We start from the raw sequence: 24,044 nt of genomic DNA, 5'->3' as shown, positions 1-24,044 counted from the left end.
GCCGATAACACACCACCACCGCCGGAAGCTGTGAAAATAGCAACTCTATTTCCATTAGGTAACTCAAGCCAATCTAATGCTTTAGAAAAACCAATCAAATCTTCCAGAGTTTCAGCCTGAAGAATTCCTATTTGTTTAAACGCTGCTTCTACGACTTCACCCCGTCCTGCAATTGAAGCCGTATGTGAGAGTGCTGCTTTAGCTCCTGCGTCAGATCTTCCTCCTTTAAGAATAATTATGGGTTTCTTTTTTGTGACATCTTTTGCGACTTGGATTAGTCTACGTCCATCTGCAATCCCTTCAAGATAAAGAGCAATAACTTGAGTATCAGGATCTTCCGCATAATATTCTATAAGATCTACTTCGTCTACATCAGCTTTGTTTCCAAAACAAGCAACTTTTGAAATCCCCAAATTCTGTGATATGAATTCGGGAATGAGGGTACCAGCGAACATACCTGTTTGTGCTACTACAGAAACTCCACCCTTCGTGATTTCCGAAACCTCAACAAATGTAGTTATGAGATTATTGTTGGCATTAATTATACCAGTGCAGTTAGGTCCTATAATTCGAATTCCTGCAGATTTGGCAATTCTTACGACTTCTTCTTGAAGCGCAATTCCTTCGGGTCCAACTTCAGCAAAACCAGCTGATTCTATAATAACAGCTTTGACATTTTTCTCGGCGGCATCTTTCATGATGGTAGGTAATGTCCTTGCAGGTGTTAAGACAACGACGAGATCTACTTTATCAGGTATTTCTTTCAAACTAGGGTACGCTTTTAGATCAAGAACTTTGTCTGCACCCGGATTGATGGGATAAACTCGTTCAACGAACTTTGAATCCCATCTTTTTAAGTTTCCTACAATTATTGAGCCACCTTTGCTAGGATCACGAGACGCACCAACGACTGCAACGCTTTGCGGTTCAAAAAAAGGTTTCAAACTTTCTGTAGTCATTGAAAATCCCCGATAATTGTGCCTAGACTTTTTTCATATTTAAATCTCTCTTCTGATTTCAAATCAAGAGTCAAAGTTTAGTTATGAAGAAGCATTCTTTTAGAACATACTTTATATGTTCTTCTCCAAAAGCATCTTCAACTTGAAGGCAACTCATGTTTCTTTTATTAGGTTATATTCCTCTTCAGACATCCCGAAAGTCCAGGCAATTGCCTCTTTACAAGTTTTGGCTGATAATGGAACTCGTAATATATAGAAATCTCCCGTTGATGGATCTTTCACCTTAACCAATTTTAAAGCTTCTTCGTAATCGCCCCATTTTATTAAGAGTAATTCAGAGTCTCCATCCCGATGAACAACAGTTCCCTTCAATTCCATAACAAATCTTTCATAACTAAAGCGCATTAGTAGAATTCTTCTGATTTCAGCATTTCTACAGCGTATTATAACATTTTGAAGTTTGTATTCGACTTTAATAATAGCTGTTGCGAATCCATTTGAAAATAAAAAATAGTATAAAAAACAGTCTAATGTTTAGACATATTTGGTTCCATTTCTTAAAGGAAACGGAGAGGCGGGGAAGTTAGTTCGTTTTATTCCTTTAGGTTATTTTCCTGTTTTCTAGATGTTTCCCTCTTTCTGGATGTAGTTAGGTCCGTATTCTCTTTTAGAGGAAGCAAACCAGTATATACTTGCACTAACTCGAAGAACTATTGTTTTCAATGCTTATTACTTTCAGATCTTTATCACGTTTTTCTTGATTTCGCCTTAAGTACCTTCCATCTCACTTATCATCTCTTCATTTAACTTAACGGACTCCTTCAATGCTTTAACGCTTTCTTTCAGTAACTTACCTTCATCCGGATTATTCTTTTTGGCTATAGCGAGCTGTTTTTTCATTTGAGCAAGTTCTGCTCTCATTTGATCCATCCCACTCTGCATATCATATTCACCCCCTTATCAGGTTTTATCTAGACTCTACCTGTTGTATCGAAAACTAGCGTTGAGTAATAGTTTCTTAGATTTAATAGTATTGTTTGATCTACTGAATTAAAAAACATTTGGTTGTATGCAAATATTCACTTTTTCTTCGTGTATAGTACTATATACTCCCAATCCAATGAAAACCAATTAAATTCTCTATCTTCCTTTTTTAACTTGTGATCTGTAAATTAAAACAGGTGTTGAGGAACTTTTTTTCAACTTGTTTAGTATTTTTACATGTTCACTCAACTTGATCTTTTTCTAATTGAATTTGGTGTAACTTCTCATCAATTCTTACTCGATTAAGCAGTTTTGATTTTAGCCACTTCTTCAAGCCCCAATTCTTTGGTATATTGCTCGCGCATTATGTATTTTTGGACTTTCCCCGTCACGGTCATAGGAAATAAGTCAACGAACTTGATGTATTTGGGTATTTTAAAGTAAGCGATTTCGCCCTTACAGAACTCACGAATTTCTTCTGCTGTGGCGGACTTCCCTTCCTTTAATTGTATCCAAGCGGCTACTTCTTCCCCAAATTTCTCACTAGGAACTCCTATAACTTGGACATCTTTGATGGCAGGATGGCGGTACAGAAATTCTTCTAATTCGCGTGGATAAATGTTTTCACCCCCACGAATAATCATATCGGTCAATCTACCTGTGATATTGCAGTAGCCTTGCTCATTCATTGCTGCAATGTCACCTGTGTGAATCCAGCCTATCTCATCTATGGCGTTATTAGTGGCTTCTGGGCTTTTATAATAGCCATGACGCATCACAAGATAACCTCTGGTGCAAAGTTCACCTGGAGTTCCCACAGGAACTATCTTGCCTGTTTCTGAGTTAATGATTTTTACTTCAACATGAGGCAAAGGTTTGCCAACTGTTTCTGTCCTTAATTCTAATGAATCATAGGGTGTAGTCTGGGTAATGACTGGGGAAGTTTCTGTTTGTCCATACGCTATCGTGATTTCATTGGCGTTCATTAAATTGTTTACTTTCTTCATAACTTCAACAGGACAAGGCGATCCAGCCATAATTCCTGTTCGTAAAGTAGAGAAATCATATTTGCTGAAGTCTGGATATGAAAGTAAAGCGATCCACATAGTCGGAACACCATGACAAGCTGTCGCCTTCTCTTCTTGGATGCAATCTAAGACTTCTATGGGATTAAATGACTCCCCAGGGATGAGCATTGTTGCGCCGTGACTGACACATACGAGATTGCCTAGAACCATGCCGAAACAGTGGTAAAAAGGTACAGGGATACAAAGTCTATCCTGATCAGTGAATTTCATTGCTCTGGCGATAAAATAACCGTTATTGAGAATATTGTGATGCGAAAGTGTAACCCCCTTTGGAAATCCTGTCGTTCCACTCGTATATTGAATATTTATAGGATCATCAAACTCTAAACTCTCTTCCCTATTTGCAAGTTCTTCATCAGAAATTTCATCGCCCATTGCCATTAACTCGTCCCATGTAAGCATTCCTGGTAGTTTTTCCTTTCCGATAAATATCGCAGTTTTTAAGAAGGGAAATTCTTTTGATTTAATGTCGACAGGAGCATCAGTTTTTGCCTCTGGGCAGACCTCATAGAACATTTCCACATATTTTGAAGTTTTAAATTCTCGAATAAGCAATAAGGTTTGTGTTTCAGATTGTTTCAATGCAAATCGAAGTTCACGAGGCCTATAGGCTGGATTGATGTTCACGAGGATGGCACCAATCAATGCGGTAGCAAATTGTGTTATTACCCACTGGGAATTGTTTGTGGACCAGATCGCCACACGATCGCCCTTCTGAACGCCTAATTTCATAAAGCCCTTTGCTGCTTGGCGACAAACCTCGTAAAATTCTTTGTAAGTATATCTTAGGATTTCACCACTGGCGTCTCGTTCATGTCTGCATACGAGGGCATCATTATTTGGATATTTCCCAGTTATTTCGGCGAGAAATTCTCCAATAGTTTTTCCAATCAATCCAGTATCTGAACATTCAGAATAATAACTCATGGTTAACTTCTCTTTTTCTAACATTTCTTACACCCCAAAGTGATATGCGCTAAAATAATCGCTTTTAATAGGTGAAATTTAGTAATTTTGAACAATTTCTGATATTAGTACTTTATTTTTTTATGAGCAAAGTATATTGCCCACGATTATTCGAAAGAGTTATCTCTAATCTAACTGTACATTAACGATTACACAATATTGAACGACTGTTCTAGATCTGAAATTATATCATTAGCATCTTCTATTCCCACAGCCAATCTTATCATGCCGTCAGTGATTCCAAGTTTCAATCTTTCTTCTCTTTCAATGTAAAAGTGGCTAGATGTAGCGGGTTGTGTAACTAGACTTTCAACGCCTCCAAGACTAGGCGTTAACGCACAGAGTTTTAGGTTTTCCACAAACTTGATGGCTGTCTCTAAGTCGCCTTTAATTTCAAAAGTTACTACGGAACCAAAACCTCTCATCTGCTCTTTCGCCACGCTAAAATGCGGGTGACTAACAAGGCCTGGATAGTACACTTTCTCAACTTTTGGATGACTTTCAAGATATCTTGCAACTCTTGTCGCATTGTGATTGAGCCTTGCCATCCGTGGCACTAACGTTTTCATCCCTCGGATGAGCAACCATGCAGCATGAGGGTCCAAGACACCCCCAAGAAGTTTTCTAGTCGCTGTAAGGGAATTAATAAATTCTTTTGATCCTGAGACTACACCCGCAATTATATCATTATGCCCTCCAAGATACTTTGTAGCACTATGAATAACTACGTCAATGCCCATTTTGTATGGTTGTTGATTGAATGGCGAAGCGAAGGTATTATCTACAATCGTAATTATACCCTTCTCCTTGCCGATCTCAGCGACCTTCTTTAAGTCTACAACCTTTACTGTGGGATTCGTAGGCGATTCGGTATAGATGGCTACCGTGTTCGACTTTATTGCTGACTCGATGCCTTCATAGTCAGTGGGGTCAACCATGCTTATCTCTACGCCGAATTTTGTCAGGATATTGTTGAAGAACGAAAGAGATCCACCATAGAGTTCATTAGTAGAAACTATGTGGCTACCAGAAGAAGCAAGACTCAATATCACGGTGGTTATGGCTGCCATACCTGAAGAGAAAACTGCAGCATCCTCAGCACCTTCAAGTTCAGCTACTTTCTTCTCTGCAACTCTCAAAGTAGGATTGCTAATTCTGCTGTAAATATGTCCTTCAATCTCTTTGCCGGACATCACAGCTATTAAATCTTGGGTACTGGAGAATGCAAATACACTTGTTTGATAAATTGGTGTAATTACAGATCCACTAGAAGGATCTCGTTTCTCACCTGCATGTACAGCTTTAGTAGACATGCCTTTTTCTTTTTCATTCATCTTTTTCACTTCTTTAGTTAACGAGTTTGTTCAGTTAAGAGGTATTTTTTGCGGACGTCCATTCGACGTGCGCCATTATATCATCCCATCGTTCGTCTATCAGTCTTTGATATTCACCCATTTGCTCCTCTGTCATCTTAGCGAATCTTCTTTGTTCCTTTATGAATTCATTAACAGGACGCCTTCCCTTATCAAGGACCTTCTTTGAAGGGGTACTAAGTTTGTAAACTCCGTCTTCTATTTCATAAAGAATATGGACGCCTGTTTCGACTGCTAGTCTTCCAATTTTGATCGTCTCGTTTGTTGGGAAGCCCCAACCAGGAGGGCAAGGTGCGAAGATCTCAATATACCTAAATCCTTCCTTATCTTTGGATTTTGTGAATTTCTTGAAGAGATCATGTGGATAAGACGGTGAACCTGTAGCTAAATATGGAATCTTGTGTGCCGCAACGATGGCTTGCATATCCTTTTCTGCGACAATTTTGCCTGTTTGAGTCGTTGTCGTATATGCACCAAAAGGAGTTGCACCACTTCGCTGGGTACCAGTATTCATATACGCTTGATTGTTGTAACAGACATAAATCATAGGATCTTTACGTTCTGCTGCACCTGAAAGTGTTTGCAGTCCAATATCAAAGGTTCCACCATCTCCTGCCCAACAAAGCACGTTAGTTTCCTTATCTCCTTTTATTTTCAATGCAGCAGCTATTCCTGCTGCTGTTGATGCAGTTGCAGTAAAGGCTACAAACATCATTGGGACTTTAACAGCAGTCTTTGGGTATAAACTGGTCATTGGTACGCTGCACGAAGCAGGCATAATAATAATTACTTTGTTTCCTAATGCTTTCAGCGCAGTTCGTAAAGAAAGTGCGCTTGTGCAAGCTGGGCAACTTGCCAGTCCAGGGTATACGAGTTCGTTTTCTGAAAATATGGTTTGCTTTTCCATCTCAATCACCTATGAAGTCCGATCCACTTTTCGACAGTTTTTCCTTCAAGAAATCTGTCCATTGTCGTATATTGCTGTTCTATGCTTACATTGCGCCCACCGATCCCAGCTATCACTCCTTGAACACTTGGTCGTGAGCTACCATCGAAATTATATAGTGCAGCCTTCAAGTCAGTAAACATTGCACCGCCTTCCATCCCAAAGTTGATGTTCTTATCGAAAACTAAGAATTTATCAATTCCTGAATTTGCCAATTCTCTGAATTCTTCAGTTGGAAAAGGTCTATAAGCCCTAATTTTAACAGAACCGATATTTTTTCCATCCTCGCGCATTTTATCTACTGCTAATTCCGCTTGATCTGATAACATTCCAGCTGAAACAAAAACGGCTTCTGCATCTTCACATCGATAAGTATTGATAAGATCTCCATGAAACCTGCCAAAATGTTCTTTAAAACGTTTAGCCACTTCAGCAATTTTTGCTTTTGATCTTTGGACGGCTTCCGATACTTTGAATTTATACTCCATGAAACTTCGTTCTGGCAAAATTACGCTGTTGAATGTTGCTGGATTATCTACGTCAAGATAAACATTAGGTCTATTAGTAAGAAATTCGTCAACTTTTGCTTGTTCTGGCACTTCGACTCGGGTGCTTTTATGACTCAAATTGAATCCGTCTACACAAACCATGCATGGTATATGGATCGAACTATCCTCCGAGATCTCATACGCTTGAATCACGGTATCTAATACATCTTGTTGATTCGAGGCGAACATGATATTCCATCCAGTAAGTGCCATTGATACCGCATCTTGATGATCAGACCAAATTGACCAGGGCGGTCCAATCGCTCTGTTTACTAATACCATAACAATTGGAACGCGCTGTCCGGCAGCCCAGTGTACCATTTCATCCATGTAAAGTAAGCCCTGACTGCTTGTAGCCGTAAAAGTTCTACTACCAGCCATAGCCGCCCCAATAAGTGCAGCAAGCGCTGTATGTTCTCCTTCTACTCTAATAAAATCTGCTTTGAGGCTACCATCCGCAATAAATCCAAAAATTGTCTCCACAATCTCACTCTGTGGAGTTATTGGGTAAGCTGCTACAACTTCAACTTTAGAGAGCCTTACAGCTTCAGCGGCAGCCCTGTTCCCGCTAAGAATCTTTTTCATCGTTTTACCTCCACCATCTCTATGGCATCTTGTTTGCATTCTTCCGCGCAGATACCACAGCCTTTGCAGTAACGTAGATCGATTTTAGGAACGCCTTCTTTTCCTTTTGTCCAAATAATACAGTTATCAGGACAGTAAATAAAACAGGTTCCACAATTATTACACAATTCTTCTTTAATTTTAGGCTGAATAAGGGCCCATAAGCCGGTAGGTCCACCTACACCCTCTGTTGGGAAACATAAGGCTATTTCGTTCAGTTCATCGACAGGAGTGCGTTCCATTTCTATAATCGTTGTATCCATCCCTTTCTTAGAGGACTCTATTACCAGAGCCTTATTATAAGCGAAAATTGCCGCTTGTTTATTAATGTCACCTATTCTTCCTCCCCATTTACTTTCAATAATTTTTAAAAAAGTTTCAAGTGAAGCAAGACCGGTGATGTTAAACAAGGCTGCAATTGTTGGCACATTTGGACGTATTTCTTCAAAAGTCGTCGCCCTACCAAATGCTTCGTTAAAAACTTCACTAAAAATCCCTGAGGCATCAACTGTGGCGACGTTAAAATATCCTAGTTTCCCATTTTCTTTTACTAATTCCTCTGGGCTTTTCGGTGTATTAAACAGAACAATTCCATCTTCTCTTAATCCATTCAAAAGTTGCTCCTTTCCAACTGAAGCTGGATCGAAGACAACGAGTACGTCCTTCTCCACTAACATTTCATAACTTTTAGTCTTTTTTGGGTCATTGTACAGCCCTACAAAACAAGAAATTGGTTTGCCACGACGTTCGGCACCAGGCGAGTATACTCCAGTAAGGTGCCAATTTGAATCAGACAATCCTTCTAAGAAAAGGGTTGAACCAGTCACTACTCCTTGTCCCCCGATTCCGTAGAAGTAAAATTCATTATTTTCTTTTAATTTCTCTTTGAATGATTCAAACGTGCCTTCCATTTTTTCATCACCGGTAACTGCGGTTTTCTAGTGTGCATATTTTATGTGATCTTGGATTTTAGAACGGTAATACATTTTGAAAATATAAGTGTTAAGTACCTTATGAGCAAAAAAAGTTGATCATACTAATGCGATATTCGCGAATGAGTTTTAGGCAATGAGTTTCTTCTCATTCTATGCAATGAGTTTCTTCTTGCCTCAGATGAAATTCAAATAAAGAGTAAGAACAAATATACCAAAAACAAGCTTGGATTAAAGAAACATTCATTAACAGATAATCTAAGGGTATATTGCTGGATTTGAATGGTGCGGTAAATGACACGGAGTTTAGCGAAACTCAGTACTTCAGAAACAAAAACTGTTGCTGAGCAAGCATTTAAAAATGTGGTGGGACGAAAAAAAGAAATACTATTGATATTAAGCTCATTATTAGCTGGAAAACCCATACTCCTCGAAGGTCCTCCAGGAGTTAGTAAAACTACAATTTTACGAACTCTAAGTGATATCTTAGATGTACCATTTTACTTTGTTGAAGGTAATGAAGATCTTACAGCCTCAAAATTAATTGGCTATTTTGACCCTGCTATGGTATTGCAGACTGGGTATATTCCAGAAAATTTCAGAGAAGGTGCTCTTGCTCAAGCTATGAGAAATGGAGGGATACTTTACATAGAAGAATTAAATCGTGCCCCTCCTGATGCTCTTAATAGTCTAGTCGTAGCCCTTTCAGAAAGACAAATTCATGTCCCCCGATATGGCAGAATTAGCGCAGAAGAAGATTTTCGCATTGTAGCAGCTATGAATCCTTATGATGACATTGGGGTTCAAAGAATTAGCCGTGCAATTCTCGATCGTTTTACTAAGCTTCGTTTGGATTATCAGTCAAAGGATGAAGAATTAGAAATTGTGCGAGTAAATACAGGCAGTGATAATGAGTTATTAATTGAACTAGGAGTAGAAATCGATATACAGACCCGAATACATCCTGATCTACGTTTAGGAGCAAGTGTGAGGGGAGCAATAGATTTCGTTTTATTGTGTACAGAAAAACTGACACTAAAGGATCATCATCTCACTACCGAAGACATTATTGATTGTGCATGTCTGACATTTTCGTCCAAAATATGGCTTTCGGCGACTTCGGAAAAAACTGAGGAAGAAATCATTCGCGAAATTGTTCAAGGGATTTTAAAGAATAAAGAAGATGAATTAAAGGAAGAATTTGAAAAAGAAGAAAAAAAGGAATCACCATCTGAGCCTTCTTCTTCCACATCAGAAACTGATACATGGATTCCAGAAGGAGACGCGATTCAACAAGAGATTGAAGCAGCTATCCAAAATGCAGATACAAAAGCATTACTGCAATTCCTTCTTTCAAAGAGATCCTTAAAACGAAAGGTAGGCGATGATCTTTCTGAGATAACAAACCAGTCGTTTAATGAAATCTTCAACAGACCAGAGGCTCCAGAACTTTATAGTCTGTTAAGAAAAACTCTTAATCGGGAACGTGAGTTGCTAGCGCGAAAATTATCAACACGTATAATCCTTTCACGTGCACAAATGGTTGCTCCGTATGGACAGAGAAATGGTAAATTTCATCCATCAAGGTTTGACGGGGAATGCCAAATTGATTTACATCGTACAATTGAAAAATTTGTAGAGAATCGCCCGTCTTTCACGCAGGATGAAATTCTTGTCCGTAAAAGAAAACGAGTCAAACGCACTTACGTCCTCCTCCTTGACGCGTCAGAATCAATGTACGAACGAAAAATAGGTTTAGCTGCATTGGCAGCCTCAGTTCTGGCCTATAGTCTATTCCGTAAGGACGATTATTACTCAATCATTGCGTTTCATTCGAAACCGTTTTTAGTTAAGCCTATAAACCAAAATCTGGCCGTGGAACAAGTTGTTAACGATGTGCTGACTATTGAAGCAGGTTATCTAACGAATATAGCTTCAGCATTGCAAATGGGCATAGATGAGACAGCTAAAGTAAAATACACGCAGCGTGAAGCATTTCTATTGACAGATGCTGTTTGGACTGAGGGGAGGGATCCCCGTCCGATTGCTCATGCTGGACTATTTGATAGGATCAATGTTCTTCTCGCAACGGATGGAGACCCTGAATTCGCTGACGAGTTAGCTTATAACGGAAATGTTTATCCCATCGAAACTTGGAAGGACATTGTTAAAGCAATAAATAAAGCTCTAACGCCCAACTGTTAAGAAACTCAACTTAATCTTTTGCTGATTGATTTTTAAGTTTAAAAAGAGCGCTAGAAAAAAAATGGTTAATTTAGATCTATTTTTTCAAACCGATTCTTCTGTAGGTCACTCCTGCATTGAGAAATGTTTCAGCATCTACAGTTTTTCGTCCATCAATGACAATCGGTGTCTTCATAAGGGTCTTGACGTCATTTGGTTGTAATTCCGTAAATTCCTTCCAGTTTGTGACAATGATACATACATCAGTATCTCTCAAGGCTGCTTCTTTGCTCTCAGTGAATTGAACTTTTTCACCAAAAAGTTGTTTCATATTGTCCATTGCCTCTGGATCGTACGCCTTTATTGTTGCGTTATTCTTCAGAAGTTCATCGATTACAATAATAGAGGGTGCTTCACGGATATCATCAGTATCTGGTTTAAAGGCAAGACCAAGAATAGCAAATTGCTTTCCAGAGAGATCGTTACCGATTACGTCTTTACACATGGATATTAGGCGCAAAGGCTGTCTCTTATTTACTTCAATCACAGAATTGAGTAATAAGGGATCATAATTTGCCTTTTTTGCTGCTGCAATGATAGCTTTGACATCTTTTGGAAAACAGCTGCCACCAAACCCAGCACCTGCTCTGAGAAAATAAGGGCTAATTCTGAAATCAAGTCCAATACCTTCTGCTACATCGTAGACGTCTTTGACACCAAGTGCCTCGCACATATTTGAAATAGTATTGATAAACGAGATTTTTGTAGCTAAAAAGGAATTCGCGCCATATTTAATCATTTCTGCGGTTCTAAGGTCAGTCTTAAGAATGGGGGTCTCTTTGGGAACCCAATCAAATAACTCACGAACTGTCTCATACGAGCGTTCATCAATTGCGCCAATAACTACTCGATCTGGTTTTAAGAAATCTTCAATAGCATTTCCCTCACGAAGAAATTCAGGACAAAAAGCAATACCAAAATCTTTTCCTGCCTCTTTTCCTGATTCAGCTTCCAGGATAGGCGTAATTACAGAATCTGTTGTACCCGGCACAATTGTAGACTTTGCTGTGACAACAAAATATTCATCTTTTTTCTTTAGAGCCTTGCCAATATCTCGTGCGGCTGACTCAATCCACACAGTGTCCATTTCTCCGCTCTCTTTAGATGGTGTACCAACGCATATAAATGCTACATCTGAGTTTAATATAGCTTCTTCGGTGTTAATAGTTCCTTTAAGCATTTCAGTGCTTACCATTTCTTTTAAAAGTTCGTCTAGACCCTTTTCATAAATAGGTGGTTGAGCTGAATTGATCGCCTCAATTTTCTCAGGTATTATATCCACACATTTAACAGAAAAGCCTTGTTTGGCGAAACAAACGCCACTTACCAAGCCTACGTATCCTGTACCGATCATTGTAATTTGTTTAGATCTATTTTTCATAGAATCCCCTAAATGCATGCTAATTGATAGATAAAAAGTTAACAACTTGAGTAGAGATTCACATTATCACTGAATTTTTCAATATTTCGCTTATTAAGCGATTAATTCTCATTAAGTTTGTTCGAAACTAATTTTTCTAGAGCCTCGAAAATCTTCAAGAGTTCGTCCTCAAAAGTAGTTAGAAAACTGTCAAGTAATGTAATACGAATTTGATTTTCTGTTTCATCCAAGGAATTTGTGCAGCGATTAAAGTAAAAGCCTTCTAATGTAGCCCTAGTTTTATTGAATAAACTTAGATTTTTTTCCGAAATACTGTCTGAAAGTTTCTCTAGTAGAGCAAAAAATGAATTATCATTGGACTCAAAATAATCAGATACGAAAAGATCTTCTAACTTTTTGAGTCTATTTAGATACTCAGTAATCCTTTCAGTATCATTATCCAATATGGAGCTAAAAAAAGAGAAGACAGATGAACTAAAGCCAAATGTTAGCAGTTCTGATTGAAGAGGTGTTATACCCACAATATCTTTAATTTGAGGATCAATTAAATTAGAGAAATAATCTTTATGATCTTTTAATATTGAATTTGCCATGTTTAGTGGCTTATGGCTCTCGATGAAGAATATTTTTGCTAAAGAGGGCTTCTGAAGTAAGATATGGATGAGACCTAAATTAAGAAGACAGGCATTCTTTGCAAGAAGTAATTTATACAGGTTTGAGAGTTCTCCACTATCTAACATCTCATTGTCTGATGTTTCTTGCTCAATTATCCGCAAAGCTGATGTATAGTATTTTGCAGCGTTTTGTAAATCCTGCAAATCCTCCTGATAAGCTGCTGCAGCCCGAATATAGTTATCGACTGCTCCAGTCGGGTCATCGTTCTTGAGACAAAACTCTGCGGAATTTAAAAAATGGGTGGGTTGATTAAACCCTTTTTCGCTCATAAGCACCACCGTTGTTATGTAGCAACGCATAATGTTTTAGTGTAACTTAGATAGGCATAGAAGGCAAAAACTGATGCGCCAGTAATATAGTAAGTACAAAGAAAATTGCAACAATAATCCCTGATACCTTTAACCAATTTCTCTCATATTTTTCTGGTATACCTCGAAGATCTCCAGGAGCTCCTCCTTTCAATCGTTGTTCAAACCATTTTGAAACGCGAGATCCAAAGGCTGATCCTGTAGGTGGAATTAAATCGAGGAAAAGATGCGAGCTATAACCGATGAAGAAAGCGGCTAAAAGAAACAAAACCCCGAACTCAAAACTCGTCAAAAAATAAAATACGAATAATACAGCAGGGATTAGAGGTGAATGAGTGATGGGAGATCGATGATACTTTATGCCAAAATCGAGATCCACATCGGGAGCATGAGAAGCCGCGATAACTACCAGATATCCAAGAACAGATCCGTTTATAGCTGCCAGTCGAATAACTCCACTACCAAAAAAGAAATATGCAAGAAAAAATACGGTAAACGCTATGCATGCCCAAAATTTGTGTTCAAATCTATTCATAGAATCACCTCAAGAATATTCACTATGAAGTGGGGATAGGAATTGTGTTCTAAGCGAAATTCGGGTTAAGATCGTACAATCTTCTTTTTTAGCGTTTTGCGTTAGACGTTTTCCGGTTTTTAGACAATGCAGGCTTAAACGATTTTTTAGATTACCACCGATATAACACAACCCTAAGGTTTTATGAGTTACGAGTGTTCCTTTTTTCAGCCCAAGTGATAGCGTACCACCATATCTTCTTTTTATGCCCCCTTTCGCGAATTGAAAACGATGTAACTGTCTCCTGTGAAATTGTAGCGGTGTTATATAGTAAATACTTATTGTGGTCGGAAATTTTGCTCTGGTTGTAGCGGCTGCCAGTACCCAGGCATCTACACAATGAGTTTCAAAGATAGGTTGTGATTTGCTCTTCTTTTTGTGCAATCCAAAGTGTTGTCTTAACTGCTGTGTCTCGTTCCCTTGTGCTAGTATCACATTTAATTTAAGTTTTTGTAACTCGCTATAGAAATACCACTTGCCCACTTCTAATGGGCTAAAATTAGTGTTCCATCTCTTATGATGTCTCTTTTTTGTAACTGCTTGAATATCCTCTACCACCACGTTTTGGATAGGAATGATAGTGCAGAGTTGTTTGATGATCCTTAGTTTTACATCCCATCGTGCTCTGGTGGATGGTGGTAACCTACGTTGATTTGCTATTCGGTTTTTCTTGTTTTTTCTACGGCGAGTATTCCTTTTTCGGCGTGCCTTCCGCGCATTTCGTCTTTGTTCGACCTTTCTTTTCACCCAAGTTATCGCTTCTGACATGATATTGACTACCGTATCACCTGTACCAACGACTGAGAACCCTTCGTACTTCGTACCTGGATCTACTCCAATGGCGAGCGGTTGTGTGACGGGTATGTGTGGATCGAATTGTAAATGAAGATAAAAGATGCCTATTTTATTCCGTTTCTTGATGGCCTTTCCTTGAGCAATGAGTTTTCGAGCTTTTGCAGGTCGACACGGCATTAATGGAGTGCCATTTTTACTAACGACAGGTATTCTACCGATTGCGGTCTCCCTGTCAGAGTCATGTTTCCCTTCGCCAGGGTATATAGGACATAGTCTAGTACTATTGTTGCTAGACTTGGAATTAAGTGATTCTTCCGAAGCGGGCTGGACTAGGGAGGCATCCAACCATTCTTGTAGTCCTATACACGTAGTTCCCGAAGAACTGAGGCTAGTCAACTCTTGCGTTGGTATCACCATCCCATGCCCTGTCCTCTTGGACAGGGTAGCTGACAGAAACATCACCAAACAAATTCATTTTTGAATTCATTTGTTGCTTAATTCGATTGATCTAATGCAGAAATTAAGTTATACCAAATATTTAACGTTTCTCATAAACACATTGAATTGAAAAGTTCAGACCCCTCACACCTTTATAGTGGTATAAACCTTTAAAAGCAAAATTTGCTAGTCACAGTAACCACTCCAAAGATTTAAGTAGTGATTCATGAAACTGGTTCTCTAGAAGTTTAATGAAAGGTGCAGAAAGTGAGACATAAGTGGGCACTCTTTTTCATAGTAATATTGTGTTTTACGATTCCTATCACACCAATGCAAAAAATTGAACTGGTAGCTGGCCAAGAGGAGGAAGTACTAAGTGGAAAGGATTTTCTGAACGTAACGAAAACTGTAAAACCGAAAGAAACTTTTGTCGACTCCAATGTAACAGTTACAGTTGAAATCAAGAACCCTGAAGTCGTAAATGAAACAATCTTTGATCTGGCAATAACAGAAGCAGATCTTCCTTTCTGGAGCTTTACAGAAATAGATCCAGGTAATTTAAGTCTTGTCGATGGGATTGAACTTAGTGTTAAGGAGAATGTTTCTGCGTATTATATCCTTCGCCCCGAGAAATCTGGAAATTATACATTACCTGGGGCAAAGATTACATTTATGGATGAGAACGATACTCGTTATGAGTTTTTCACCGATCCAGTAGGTCTTAATGTACTTCCCAAGCTAACTACAATAGAGTGGAGAGATATTCTATTGCTTTCTATCTTAGCAATTGGAATCCCAGGTGTTCCTTGGGCACTGTTATTCTTCACAAAAAGGAAGACATTTAAAGTCAGAAAGAAAAGCAAAAGATAAGATTTTTAGATGTACGGGATTAGACCTTATGAATTTCATAGATTTTAATGTACCTTACTTACGGTAGGGATTTATTACTAATTTCTTATAAGCTAAAAAGGATTGATAAGTTATGACACTGGATAACCTACTTAATAAAGACCTCAAGTTCATTTTCTTTGGCGGCAAGGGTGGAGTAGGAAAGACGACATGCGCGGCAGCAGCAGCAGTTTGGTATGCAAAAAATACTAACTTGAAGGTTCTGATAATATCAACAGATCCAGCACATAGTCTAGCTGATTCTTTGGATCAACCGATTGGTGGCGAAATAAAGTCAATCGAAGGCGTAGAGAATCTTTATGGTCTTGAAATTGATCCAAAGACGGCAATAAAGGACTATAAAAGTCTTATGGGGATTTCACCTGAAGAGAGTTTATCAGACATGTCGCCGGTTCCGCTTGATGAACTTGGGATGGGAGATATGTTGGATACGAGCCCACCTGGTATTGATGAAGCATTAGCGTTCGGTAAGGTCCTTGAGTTCATTGAAAAGAAAGATGAACACGATTATGATCTAATCATTTTTGATACAGCCCCTACAGGACATACGTTACGTCTTCTAAGCTTACCTGATGTGCTTGATTCATTCCTAGGAAAGATTATAAAACTCAGACTCACCCTTGGGAAGTTTGTAGGCAAACTTAAGAGTCTCTTTGGTAAGGATACAACTGAGGATAGAACAATGGAAGCTTTAGAAAAACTTAAAGAGTCTGTTGGAAAAGCACAGGTGGATTTGAGTGATCCAGAAAAAACATCATTTTGCACGGTGATGATTCCAGAGGCAATGAGTATCTATGAAACTGAACGACTTATCACTACACTCTATGAATATGAGATACCAATAAGCAATGTACTTGTAAACATGGTGTACCCAGTTATACCTGACTGCGCTTTTTGCGCTGCAAGACGAAGTATGCAAGAAGGTAATCTGGAAACTATAAGAGAGTTTTACGCAGAAGAATTCGAAATTACAGAGATCCCACTTTTTGACACGGAGATAAGAGGTATAGAGCGCTTAGAAATGTTTAGTTCAAAGCTTTTCGGAAAGAATGAGGATTAAAGATATTTTTGTGAAGTAATAATTGCGCTTTGAGCGCATCTCATCCTTTAGTTCATTTTTTTTGGTTTTTGGCATTTGAGATAAGAAGCTTAAATTTTGGAAGTATCAAGACCACAGAAAGATAGAATAGCACACCAACTAAACAAAGAATTGAAATTGGATATCCAATAGGAACGTTCTCTTCAAATCTTAATGTTATTAGATGCTCGCCTTCTGGCAATTCTAGAGTAATAATACCAAATTTGTTTTCTTTGATATTAATCTCTGTGGAATCTAAGTATGCCTTCCAATTAGGGAAGATCCCATACTTCACAAGAAGTATTCCACCATCTGAAGATTGAGCGTTAATAATTAAAGCTGTTGGGTTTATTGATACGAATTCTGCAGTACCTATACTATTCGGAAATAAAGTATCAGCGTCGTCAACGATTTCGACCATTGGCCTGAAATATGGATTTTGCAGGATACTTATATTGGAGTTCTCGTAGAACCTGATTTTTTGCCATCCATTAAGTAGCCATTCTGCATCATTTTTTTGCCTTACAATCAAATACTTTAAACTTAAGTATCCAAGTTCTTTAGTCAATGATGGGTTCAAACTAACACTGTTTTCCAAAGATCTTGAGGCTGTCCACCACTGGGGTCCTTCTACCTCATAAAATTCAGTTTTTGTTATTGATTCGCCCCTGCCTCGCCCGTATAGATCACTGATGCGATAAAGACCAGTGTCGCTGGACTTAATCCACTGTAAAGCATTCAAATAATCCTCATCTTGGGGAAAGTACTCCCATTTATAGGCGCCTGTATATGGCCACATATCCACTAGAATTAAAAGGACGGTAATTACAAGAATCCAGTGGCTTAAACGAAACTTGAAATTCCTTTTAATCTCAAACGCTTTTGCTTTCTCATAGAAAGTACTTACAACTATGCCTGTCAAATAAGCGATGGAAATTGAAGCGGGTAACAGAAATCGCCATGGCCACTTAAAGAACGAAATTAATGGAACATAATAATAAATAAAAACGCTAGGATAATCTGCTAGAATAAGAGAAATAACAAGAAGCGCCATAAAAAACTTTGTTTCATTATTTTTAGAGTTCTTATCCTTTGGCTTTATGAAAAACGCAAGTAAAGCAAGTCCCAAAGAGACTGTACCTATATAGAATGGCATTTCGCCCGCTATACCGATTTTCGACCCTCTCATCCGCCACCAAAGCTCTCTCGTGTAAAGCTGTGGTAGACTGACAAAATGCGAAGCAGGATAACCTCCAGTCGATAAAGCGACTTCGTTACTCCATAGAATCGTGGACGTCTGTGTATACGCAGGTATAAGCCACCATGCTGTTAATCCTAGCCCTACTCCAATGGGTACGAAATACATAGCAACCATCAAAAATGCTCTATTTACAGTAAGTTGATGGGAGATAAGTTCATCTAGAAGCGAATAGATTAAATACATAGTGATAATGTAGACAGAGATATACGCTGTCGGTAAATGCGTCAAGATCAATCCTGCGAGGAAAATACCTGAGAATATTGCTTTTACTAAACGCCTATTCGAATCTGTTTTAAGAGATTCTCTTGAAAGGACGAAAATAAGAGGCACATACATGTAACCCATTAATTCCGTAAAGGTACCTCTATAAAATGCTGTAGTAAGATGGAGTCCAATGAAAGTAAAGGATATCGCGGAGATACTTGCTACAATGCTATCCTTTGAAATTTTTTTGGTCATATAATAAACAGAAAGAGCGCAAAGGATGAACGAAGTAACAATTGCACCCTTTAGAGCTTGAAAGGTGTTTAAAAACCATGAAAAAGGGAATGTAAAATAATAACCAAGAAAATGATAGAAGCGAAACAATGCCAGACCGCCAATTCCGTTCCAAGGATCGAAAGGGGAATATATTATGCCTTCTCTCCAGTATCGGAACATAACCCATACATTGCTTACATGATAGGTAAGGTCATGACTCTCTGGAAACCCTGGCTTTGTTAAAAAAGTATGAGTTGGAAGAATAGCTAAAACGACAAGAATAACGATAATTATAACTTCTTTTCTTCTTCGCGAATTTTCCAAATAGGACTGAAATGGAAATAATGGAAATGTATACAATAACGAAACGAATATTGTTACAACACAAACGATACCCAAGAGAATATAACTTGGAGGGGTATATGGGGCGCCATAGGTTGTAAGAAGAAATATTGTTAAAAAGACAGCCATTAGAGTAGCGAAGAACAAGAAAGGACGCTCTAATAACTTCTCAGAGTTCCGATAAAGAAAAAACCCCATAAAAAGAGCAAGTACTCCTAAAACAAACGCCTGAAGTATATAGATCGTTCCATCCAAAGGAGAAAAGGAAAATTTCATAAGCAAAGCGAGAAGTACGCCCATGACTAAAAATACAGGATAATAAATAAACTGCTTCATCAAATCAAATAAACGAGTTTTTTTTATATTTGACGTCATCTTTTTGATGTTTCCCCTAAATTCTAAGGATATAGAACCGGTCTAAACCTGTCCACTCATCAGCGTAACTATAAGCGATCATCCTCAAAATTTGAGCTCACCCTTGCCAGTTAACTTCATCTGATTTTGGGGTTTGCAGATATTGCATTTATCTAAAATTCAGAAATTACTGAAATCAAACAATAGTAACTTTTCCACCAATGGATTCACCTGGCAAGCCATGTTCAAATCTTGCCCTAACCACACCATTTCTTCCATGGGGGCGTAAAATTTTTCCTTTTAGACGTTTACCTGCAGGAGAAAGCCAAACTACTGTTTTTCCTATCAATTGAGCAGCTTCTTTATCAGAATCGTATTTTTGAAATTTCAATAACATATGCTTATTGATTTGCCTATTGCCGCCTCTTCTGTATCCTGTGATGAGACCTTCAAGACCTTTGACAATGCTTTCCGTCATTCTGTTCACCATTTTGTTGCCTTTCCATATATTTTATGATTTGTTTAAAAAGACTTCTATTAAGAACTACGAATTAAGAATTAAAGTCTTCAATCACTTAATAAGAAGGAAAAAAAAACAAGTAACTAGCCGTTTATGAATTGTTCTGCGATCTTACGCCTCACACCATAAAAAATTTTCAAAATTTCTTTTTTTACAAGTCCAGCTAAAGGCTTATTCAGACGAGTGAAGAGCTCAATGCGAGACATTTTATGTTCATTTGCAATTTCATAAATAGATTTGTTTCCATTGCATGATTCAAGAAGTGCCCATTCTTCTCGTGATAATTTTGCTAGTTTCTTGGTATTAACCTCTTGAGTGATCGGAATGCGACAAATCGGTCTGAAAGTTTCTCTTAATGTCTTCTCGAAACACAACATCAAAAAATTTTCAATTTTTTCAAAATCCGAAATATCTCCAGACCAATCGTCAAGAACTTGACTGTACTTAATTGAAATTAACTTAGCTGCGGTAGAAATATCTTCTTCTAATAGAATTGGTGAAGTAAGCACATCCGAGAGAGCAACAACTATGAAATTATGATTTTCTCCCCACTCAAAGACAAATTTTGTATCACCAGAATCAATCTGTTCAAGTTGGCCATTACCTGAGGAAACCACTTCAGAAATGAGAGAACTAATCCCACTCAACGCCCCACTAACTAAATCTTGATCTACACCGTTCATGTATTCTTTACATAAAGAACATGAGTAAATTGTCCTTCCGTCCTTATAGATTATGTAAATCGAATATAGTCCCATTATAAGACCTCAGCGCATTTTTTCAAGAATCCGAAGTTCATATTCACAAAATTCTTCATTTAATGCTCTACAGTGAGTTTCAACGCAATTAACGCGCCATCCCTGGGTATCAATTAACTCTTCATAAACTAGAGAAAAAACCTCTTCAACGATACCTGCAACAAAATCACAGAGAACCCCTTCTCCCTTCTCAGAAGCTAGTGTATCACAAATGACGCACTGGAAATCGCGTATTTTAAATAGTCCCTTATTTCCAGATATCTTTGGAGAACTTTCAAAAATTTTTTTCCATAAAACTTTGATTAGATTCTTTATTGTACCATCTTTTAACGGTGCTTTGAGTTTCATGAGTTCCTTGGGAAACACACTGTATAAAATTTCCTCTCCGAAATTCTTTCCCCTTAATTTTAATTCCCTGCGAACATCTATGAAAGATTCGTTATACCTATAGAGATGTTTAATAAATAAACCATACATGATAGGTAAAATACGCCGGTTCATCTCAGACAGAAGCTTCACCTCTTGCTAGAATGAATTTGCAATAGGGTGTCCCATCTTTTGCCCAGCATTCCGATTCATGGCATGTAATGCCCGAAGAGGAAAAACGCCCTTTTGCTCCAATATCTTCAAGTGCGAATTCGATGATTGTTTCAATAAAGCCCGCGATAGCTTCAGAAAATGGAAAATGGACAGGTTCAGATATATTCCGACATAATTCACTTGATTTGGAAATAATAACTAGCTGATTCGAATCCTTATCCCATTTACACTTATCAGGTTTTTTTAAAAAAACAATTTTCCATATTTCTTCAATATAGTGTTCTAATTTCTGTTCAATGAGGTTTGGATCTAAAATTTTTGAAAGAAGTGGATAAAAAACTTCGCCAAGTTGCCTGCCAAATTCATGCAGATGGTTTGTGATTCGTTCAATATCATATTGAGTTCGCCATACTATGGAATTAACAATAGTTGTGTATAAGCCACTAACTAATGTTGTATTTATCTTATTTTTGAGATCTTTCTGAGCTCGGCTCTCAGTATGAATTTTAACCATATATCATTTCAGCCCATTCGCTTTTTCAAAAATTTTTTGGCAATTAAACAATCGCACACATGTTTATGAATTATCTGGTGAAAAAAACCGCAATTACAACTAATGAGTCATTTGGTACAAGAACGACCAAATTAACTTCACTTTTATGTGGTTGAGATAAAAAGTGTAATATCCTCCAATTAAAGACAACAATCTTTAACATACCCTTGGTATTAATTCACCTACTGGCTTTTCTATAATTCTTTGCCCACCTACGTAGGTTTCCAATATCACATACCCTGGGTTGTCGACTTTAGCCTCACCAATGATTGCCGCATCTTCTCCATAGCGAGTTTTTTGTATATGTTCAAGAGTTTGTTCTGCTTTTTCAGACGCTACGCCAATAAGGGCAATACCTTCACAAGCTATGTCTAACGGATCTAATCCTAACATATCTGACGCCGCTAAGACTTCCGGCCGTCGAGGGATCTTTTCCTCCTCGATCCAGATGCTAACGTGTGATTTATGGGCAAAATCATTTAAAGCAGAAGAAATTCCTCCTCTTGTTGGATCCTTCATGCATGTAACTCCCCCAATTGCAAGCGCACTTTGGATAACTTCATAGATAGGTGCACAATCGGATTTTAATTCTGTTTCAAACTCAATACCCTCTCGAAATGACATTAATGCAATACCATGATCCCCGATTGTTCCAGTAGCTATTATCTTATCGCCAGGTTTTAAATTTGAATCCGTTATTACACTTCCTTTAGGCACAATGCCAATTCCTGTTGTAGTAACTGTAATTTTGTCTATAGATCCTTTTGGCATGACTTTGGTATCTCCCGTGATTATCGCTACGTCGACTTCTCTCGCTGTTTCATCCATGGATTGTAGTATTTTTTTTAAATCAGAAACTGGAAATCCTTCTTCAATGATTAAAGCACTAGCTATTGCGATAGGTCTAGCTCCCATTACAGCAACATCATTGATTGTGCCAGCTGTCGCTAATCTTCCAATATCTCCGCCTGGAAAAAATATTGGGTCTACTGTATGTCCGTCTGTGCTAACAACAATTTCAATATCACAATCCTTCAAAGAAATCGTAGCTCCATCGTCCAAAGAATCTAATCCGATGCTTTCATTTGAAACAGTGCGTTTAGAAAAGGATTTTAACACGAGATCGGATAATAACTCATCCATAATGCTGCCACCAGCACCATGAGCTAACTTTATTACATTAGTCATCTCTCTCGCCCCTTGAGTTGATCGGACCGGTGATGGATATTTGAATTCATATCTATGTCAATCTAAATTTTAACGATTTTTAAATCCATTTGTTTAGACATTGTGATCTTAAAGTAGAGCCTAAATTATTTTCCTGTCAGCATGGATTTACCCAAGAGCTAAATTAAATTTAAAAGTAATGTCTTTTTTTCTAAGAACTGTCTTATCTGCAGAATCGTTCATTTTAAGACATCAAGAAAAAATTTAAAAAGCAATAAGACTCCTGAAAACTACAACTAAAAGAAACATTAGGTGTAATTATGCCGATTCAACAAGGACGTTCAAAACGTAAAGCAACTGGTGCAAAGTTAAGATCGTTTAGAAAAAAGAAAAAGTATGAAATTGGAAGAGAACCTGTGGAAACAAAAGTGGGCGAGGAAAAGAAAAAGAAAGTACGAGTCCGCGGGGGAAACTTCAAAATTAAACTTCAAGCTGTACGTTATGTTAACGTAACCGATAGAGGAGTGACAAAGAAAGTTCGTGTACTTGGTGTTGAAGAAAATCCTGCTAATTTGGATTTCACACGCAGGCAAATTATTACAAAAGGAACCATAATACAGACAGATATTGGGTTGGCAAGAGTAACAAGTAGACCTGGTCAAGACGGAATAATTAATGCTGTCACGGTTGAAGTTGTAGATTAAGTCGTGAAAATCGCTATTATTCAATTCTTAGAACATTATCGTCCTGTTTGGAATTATTTTGATTTCTTCTTTTTCAATAAATTTCCAAAATTATCCGTACACTGGGAAAGATCATGATACCAAGAAGGAGCCTCTTAGGCCTTTCAAGTGTTGGTTTTGGTTTTATATTATTAGGTATAGGTCTCATTATCCTCGGAATGATACTTTCTAGTTCTGGAACAGGTCAATCAGGTCAGATACAGGGCGGAGGAATTATATTGATTGGTCCAGTTCCTATCATTTTTGGAACCAACACGGCTATGCTTCTGCCGTTAATTATCATAGCAATAATTTTTATGATCCTTATGCTCGCACTTCCGTTTATTTTTCAAAAATTATGGATTCCAGAATTGCCTAAAGATCTGTATAAAACCTGTCCTGTTTGTGGTCAAATTATCCCTAAAAATGCACGATTCTGTCATCAATGTGGTAATCAGGTGAAAGATTAAGGGCGAAAAATCAAAAAAAAGAGGGAAACTACATATAGCGACACAGCACATTATC

Annotated in this window: 23 protein-coding genes; 5 read left to right on the top strand and 18 right to left on the bottom strand. The window is 38.0% G+C overall.

All coding sequences use genetic code 11. The features are described from left to right. From QVB70_RS18340 to QVB70_RS18305, 8 genes are all read right to left on the bottom strand, one after another. A partial coding sequence (locus QVB70_RS18340) for an acetate--CoA ligase family protein (protein WP_287589336.1) occupies positions 1-959 on the bottom strand: 959 nt, incomplete at its 3' end. A 153-nt stretch (positions 960-1,112) separates the two neighbouring features. Then, the gene (locus tag QVB70_RS18335; protein WP_342766590.1) at positions 1,113-1,403 is read right to left on the bottom strand and encodes a DUF6745 domain-containing protein; all 291 of its coding nucleotides are present in this window, start codon (positions 1,401-1,403) and stop codon (positions 1,113-1,115) included. A gap of 324 nt (positions 1,404-1,727) precedes the next feature. Then, positions 1,728-1,901 carry a hypothetical protein gene (locus QVB70_RS18330; RefSeq protein WP_287589332.1) on the bottom strand — a complete coding sequence of 58 codons (174 nt, stop codon included), beginning with the start codon at positions 1,899-1,901 and terminating at the stop codon, positions 1,728-1,730. Between the two features lie 344 nt (positions 1,902-2,245). After that, on the bottom strand, positions 2,246-3,982 hold the full coding sequence (locus QVB70_RS18325) for an AMP-binding protein (RefSeq protein ID WP_287589330.1): 1,737 nt from the start codon (positions 3,980-3,982) through the stop codon (positions 2,246-2,248). 164 nt (positions 3,983-4,146) lie between these two features. Beyond that, positions 4,147-5,331, bottom strand: a complete 1,185-nt coding sequence (locus QVB70_RS18320; RefSeq protein ID WP_287589328.1) for a PLP-dependent aspartate aminotransferase family protein — start codon at positions 5,329-5,331, stop codon at positions 4,147-4,149. 34 nt (positions 5,332-5,365) lie between these two features. Beyond that, positions 5,366-6,277 (bottom strand): thiamine pyrophosphate-dependent enzyme, encoded by a 912-nt coding sequence (locus QVB70_RS18315; protein ID WP_287589326.1) that lies wholly within the window; start codon positions 6,275-6,277, stop codon positions 5,366-5,368. A 5-nt stretch (positions 6,278-6,282) separates the two neighbouring features. Continuing rightward, positions 6,283-7,449, bottom strand: coding sequence for a hypothetical protein (gene porA, locus QVB70_RS18310; RefSeq protein WP_287589325.1), 1,167 nt, complete (start codon positions 7,447-7,449; stop codon positions 6,283-6,285). Next, the gene (locus tag QVB70_RS18305) at positions 7,446-8,399 is read right to left on the bottom strand and encodes a 2-oxoacid:acceptor oxidoreductase family protein (protein WP_287589324.1); all 954 of its coding nucleotides are present in this window, start codon (positions 8,397-8,399) and stop codon (positions 7,446-7,448) included. The genes porA and QVB70_RS18305 overlap by 4 nt, the downstream gene beginning before the upstream one ends. A gap of 315 nt (positions 8,400-8,714) precedes the next feature. On the opposite strand from QVB70_RS18305, the gene QVB70_RS18300 reads away from it, so the two are divergent. Beyond that, positions 8,715-10,625, top strand: coding sequence for an AAA family ATPase (locus QVB70_RS18300; protein ID WP_287589323.1), 1,911 nt, complete (start codon positions 8,715-8,717; stop codon positions 10,623-10,625). Between the two features lie 76 nt (positions 10,626-10,701). Here the strand turns inward: QVB70_RS18300 and QVB70_RS18295 are convergent, their stop codons facing one another. The 4 genes from QVB70_RS18295 to QVB70_RS18280 form a co-directional block, all read right to left on the bottom strand. Beyond that, positions 10,702-12,045 (bottom strand): UDP-glucose/GDP-mannose dehydrogenase family protein, encoded by a 1,344-nt coding sequence (locus QVB70_RS18295; protein WP_287589322.1) that lies wholly within the window; start codon positions 12,043-12,045, stop codon positions 10,702-10,704. Between the two features lie 101 nt (positions 12,046-12,146). Then, the gene (locus QVB70_RS18290; protein ID WP_287589320.1) at positions 12,147-12,989 is read right to left on the bottom strand and encodes a hypothetical protein; all 843 of its coding nucleotides are present in this window, start codon (positions 12,987-12,989) and stop codon (positions 12,147-12,149) included. A gap of 46 nt (positions 12,990-13,035) precedes the next feature. After that, entirely contained in the window at positions 13,036-13,563 is a 528-nt protein-coding gene (locus QVB70_RS18285; RefSeq protein ID WP_287589318.1) for a metal-dependent hydrolase, read from the bottom strand. 9 nt (positions 13,564-13,572) lie between these two features. Continuing rightward, positions 13,573-14,814 (bottom strand): RRXRR domain-containing protein, encoded by a 1,242-nt coding sequence (locus QVB70_RS18280; protein WP_287589315.1) that lies wholly within the window; start codon positions 14,812-14,814, stop codon positions 13,573-13,575. A gap of 288 nt (positions 14,815-15,102) precedes the next feature. On the opposite strand from QVB70_RS18280, the gene QVB70_RS18275 reads away from it, so the two are divergent. Continuing rightward, positions 15,103-15,705 (top strand): BatD family protein, encoded by a 603-nt coding sequence (locus QVB70_RS18275; protein ID WP_287589313.1) that lies wholly within the window; start codon positions 15,103-15,105, stop codon positions 15,703-15,705. Positions 15,706-15,817: 112 nt separating this feature from the next. Continuing rightward, complete coding sequence (locus QVB70_RS18270; RefSeq protein WP_287589310.1) at positions 15,818-16,804, top strand: ArsA family ATPase; 987 nt, start codon at positions 15,818-15,820, stop codon at positions 16,802-16,804. A gap of 52 nt (positions 16,805-16,856) precedes the next feature. On the opposite strand, the gene QVB70_RS18265 is transcribed toward QVB70_RS18270, so the two are convergent. The 6 genes from QVB70_RS18265 to hypE all read right to left on the bottom strand — a co-directional run bounded on the left by QVB70_RS18265 (position 16,857) and on the right by hypE (position 22,818). Then, positions 16,857-19,280, bottom strand: a complete 2,424-nt coding sequence (locus QVB70_RS18265; protein ID WP_287589308.1) for a hypothetical protein — start codon at positions 19,278-19,280, stop codon at positions 16,857-16,859. A gap of 175 nt (positions 19,281-19,455) precedes the next feature. Continuing rightward, positions 19,456-19,737 (bottom strand): 50S ribosomal protein L35ae, encoded by a 282-nt coding sequence (locus tag QVB70_RS18260; protein ID WP_287589306.1) that lies wholly within the window; start codon positions 19,735-19,737, stop codon positions 19,456-19,458. A 125-nt stretch (positions 19,738-19,862) separates the two neighbouring features. Then, positions 19,863-20,537, bottom strand: a complete 675-nt coding sequence (locus QVB70_RS18255) for a hypothetical protein (protein WP_287589304.1) — start codon at positions 20,535-20,537, stop codon at positions 19,863-19,865. A 9-nt stretch (positions 20,538-20,546) separates the two neighbouring features. Continuing rightward, the gene (locus QVB70_RS18250) at positions 20,547-20,885 is read right to left on the bottom strand and encodes a hypothetical protein (protein ID WP_287589302.1); all 339 of its coding nucleotides are present in this window, start codon (positions 20,883-20,885) and stop codon (positions 20,547-20,549) included. A gap of 154 nt (positions 20,886-21,039) precedes the next feature. Next, positions 21,040-21,591, bottom strand: a complete 552-nt coding sequence (locus tag QVB70_RS18245) for a hypothetical protein (protein ID WP_287589300.1) — start codon at positions 21,589-21,591, stop codon at positions 21,040-21,042. Positions 21,592-21,786: 195 nt separating this feature from the next. After that, a complete protein-coding gene (gene hypE, locus QVB70_RS18240) occupies positions 21,787-22,818 on the bottom strand; it encodes a hydrogenase expression/formation protein HypE (protein WP_287589298.1) in 1,032 nt (343 codons plus the stop codon). Positions 22,819-23,117: 299 nt separating this feature from the next. On the opposite strand from hypE, the gene QVB70_RS18235 reads away from it, so the two are divergent. Both QVB70_RS18235 and QVB70_RS18230 read left to right on the top strand, forming a co-directional pair. Next, positions 23,118-23,501 carry a 30S ribosomal protein S8e gene (locus tag QVB70_RS18235; RefSeq protein ID WP_287589295.1) on the top strand — a complete coding sequence of 128 codons (384 nt, stop codon included), beginning with the start codon at positions 23,118-23,120 and terminating at the stop codon, positions 23,499-23,501. Between the two features lie 113 nt (positions 23,502-23,614). Further along, positions 23,615-23,989, top strand: coding sequence for a zinc ribbon domain-containing protein (locus tag QVB70_RS18230; protein ID WP_287589292.1), 375 nt, complete (start codon positions 23,615-23,617; stop codon positions 23,987-23,989). Positions 23,990-24,044 lie beyond the last annotated feature (55 nt).

Source organism: Candidatus Borrarchaeum sp. (assembly GCF_019058535.1).
Taxonomy (GTDB): Archaea; Asgardarchaeota; Sifarchaeia; order Borrarchaeales; family Borrarchaeaceae; genus Borrarchaeum; species Borrarchaeum weybense.
This window is presented reverse-complemented; position numbering and strand designations above follow the sequence as displayed.

Coding starts and splice junctions, on each gene's coding strand:
- QVB70_RS18330 (WP_287589332.1), bottom strand. CDS start 1,901: ATGCAGAGTGGGATGGATCAAATGAGAGCAGAACTTGCTCAAATGAAA.
- QVB70_RS18325 (WP_287589330.1), bottom strand. CDS start 3,982: ATGTTAGAAAAAGAGAAGTTAACCATGAGTTATTATTCTGAATGTTCA.
- QVB70_RS18320 (WP_287589328.1), bottom strand. CDS start 5,331: ATGAATGAAAAAGAAAAAGGCATGTCTACTAAAGCTGTACATGCAGGT.
- QVB70_RS18315 (WP_287589326.1), bottom strand. CDS start 6,277: ATGGAAAAGCAAACCATATTTTCAGAAAACGAACTCGTATACCCTGGA.
- porA (WP_287589325.1), bottom strand. CDS start 7,449: ATGAAAAAGATTCTTAGCGGGAACAGGGCTGCCGCTGAAGCTGTAAGG.
- QVB70_RS18305 (WP_287589324.1), bottom strand. CDS start 8,399: ATGGAAGGCACGTTTGAATCATTCAAAGAGAAATTAAAAGAAAATAAT.
- QVB70_RS18300 (WP_287589323.1), top strand. CDS start 8,715: ATGACACGGAGTTTAGCGAAACTCAGTACTTCAGAAACAAAAACTGTT.
- QVB70_RS18295 (WP_287589322.1), bottom strand. CDS start 12,045: ATGAAAAATAGATCTAAACAAATTACAATGATCGGTACAGGATACGTA.
- QVB70_RS18290 (WP_287589320.1), bottom strand. CDS start 12,989: ATGAGCGAAAAAGGGTTTAATCAACCCACCCATTTTTTAAATTCCGCA.
- QVB70_RS18285 (WP_287589318.1), bottom strand. CDS start 13,563: ATGAATAGATTTGAACACAAATTTTGGGCATGCATAGCGTTTACCGTA.
- QVB70_RS18280 (WP_287589315.1), bottom strand. CDS start 14,814: ATGGTGATACCAACGCAAGAGTTGACTAGCCTCAGTTCTTCGGGAACT.
- QVB70_RS18270 (WP_287589310.1), top strand. CDS start 15,818: ATGACACTGGATAACCTACTTAATAAAGACCTCAAGTTCATTTTCTTT.
- QVB70_RS18265 (WP_287589308.1), bottom strand. CDS start 19,280: ATGACGTCAAATATAAAAAAAACTCGTTTATTTGATTTGATGAAGCAG.
- QVB70_RS18260 (WP_287589306.1), bottom strand. CDS start 19,737: ATGACGGAAAGCATTGTCAAAGGTCTTGAAGGTCTCATCACAGGATAC.
- QVB70_RS18255 (WP_287589304.1), bottom strand. CDS start 20,537: ATGGGACTATATTCGATTTACATAATCTATAAGGACGGAAGGACAATT.
- QVB70_RS18250 (WP_287589302.1), bottom strand. CDS start 20,885: ATGAAACTCAAAGCACCGTTAAAAGATGGTACAATAAAGAATCTAATC.
- QVB70_RS18245 (WP_287589300.1), bottom strand. CDS start 21,591: ATGGTTAAAATTCATACTGAGAGCCGAGCTCAGAAAGATCTCAAAAAT.
- hypE (WP_287589298.1), bottom strand. CDS start 22,818: ATGACTAATGTAATAAAGTTAGCTCATGGTGCTGGTGGCAGCATTATG.
- QVB70_RS18235 (WP_287589295.1), top strand. CDS start 23,118: ATGCCGATTCAACAAGGACGTTCAAAACGTAAAGCAACTGGTGCAAAG.
- QVB70_RS18230 (WP_287589292.1), top strand. CDS start 23,615: ATGATACCAAGAAGGAGCCTCTTAGGCCTTTCAAGTGTTGGTTTTGGT.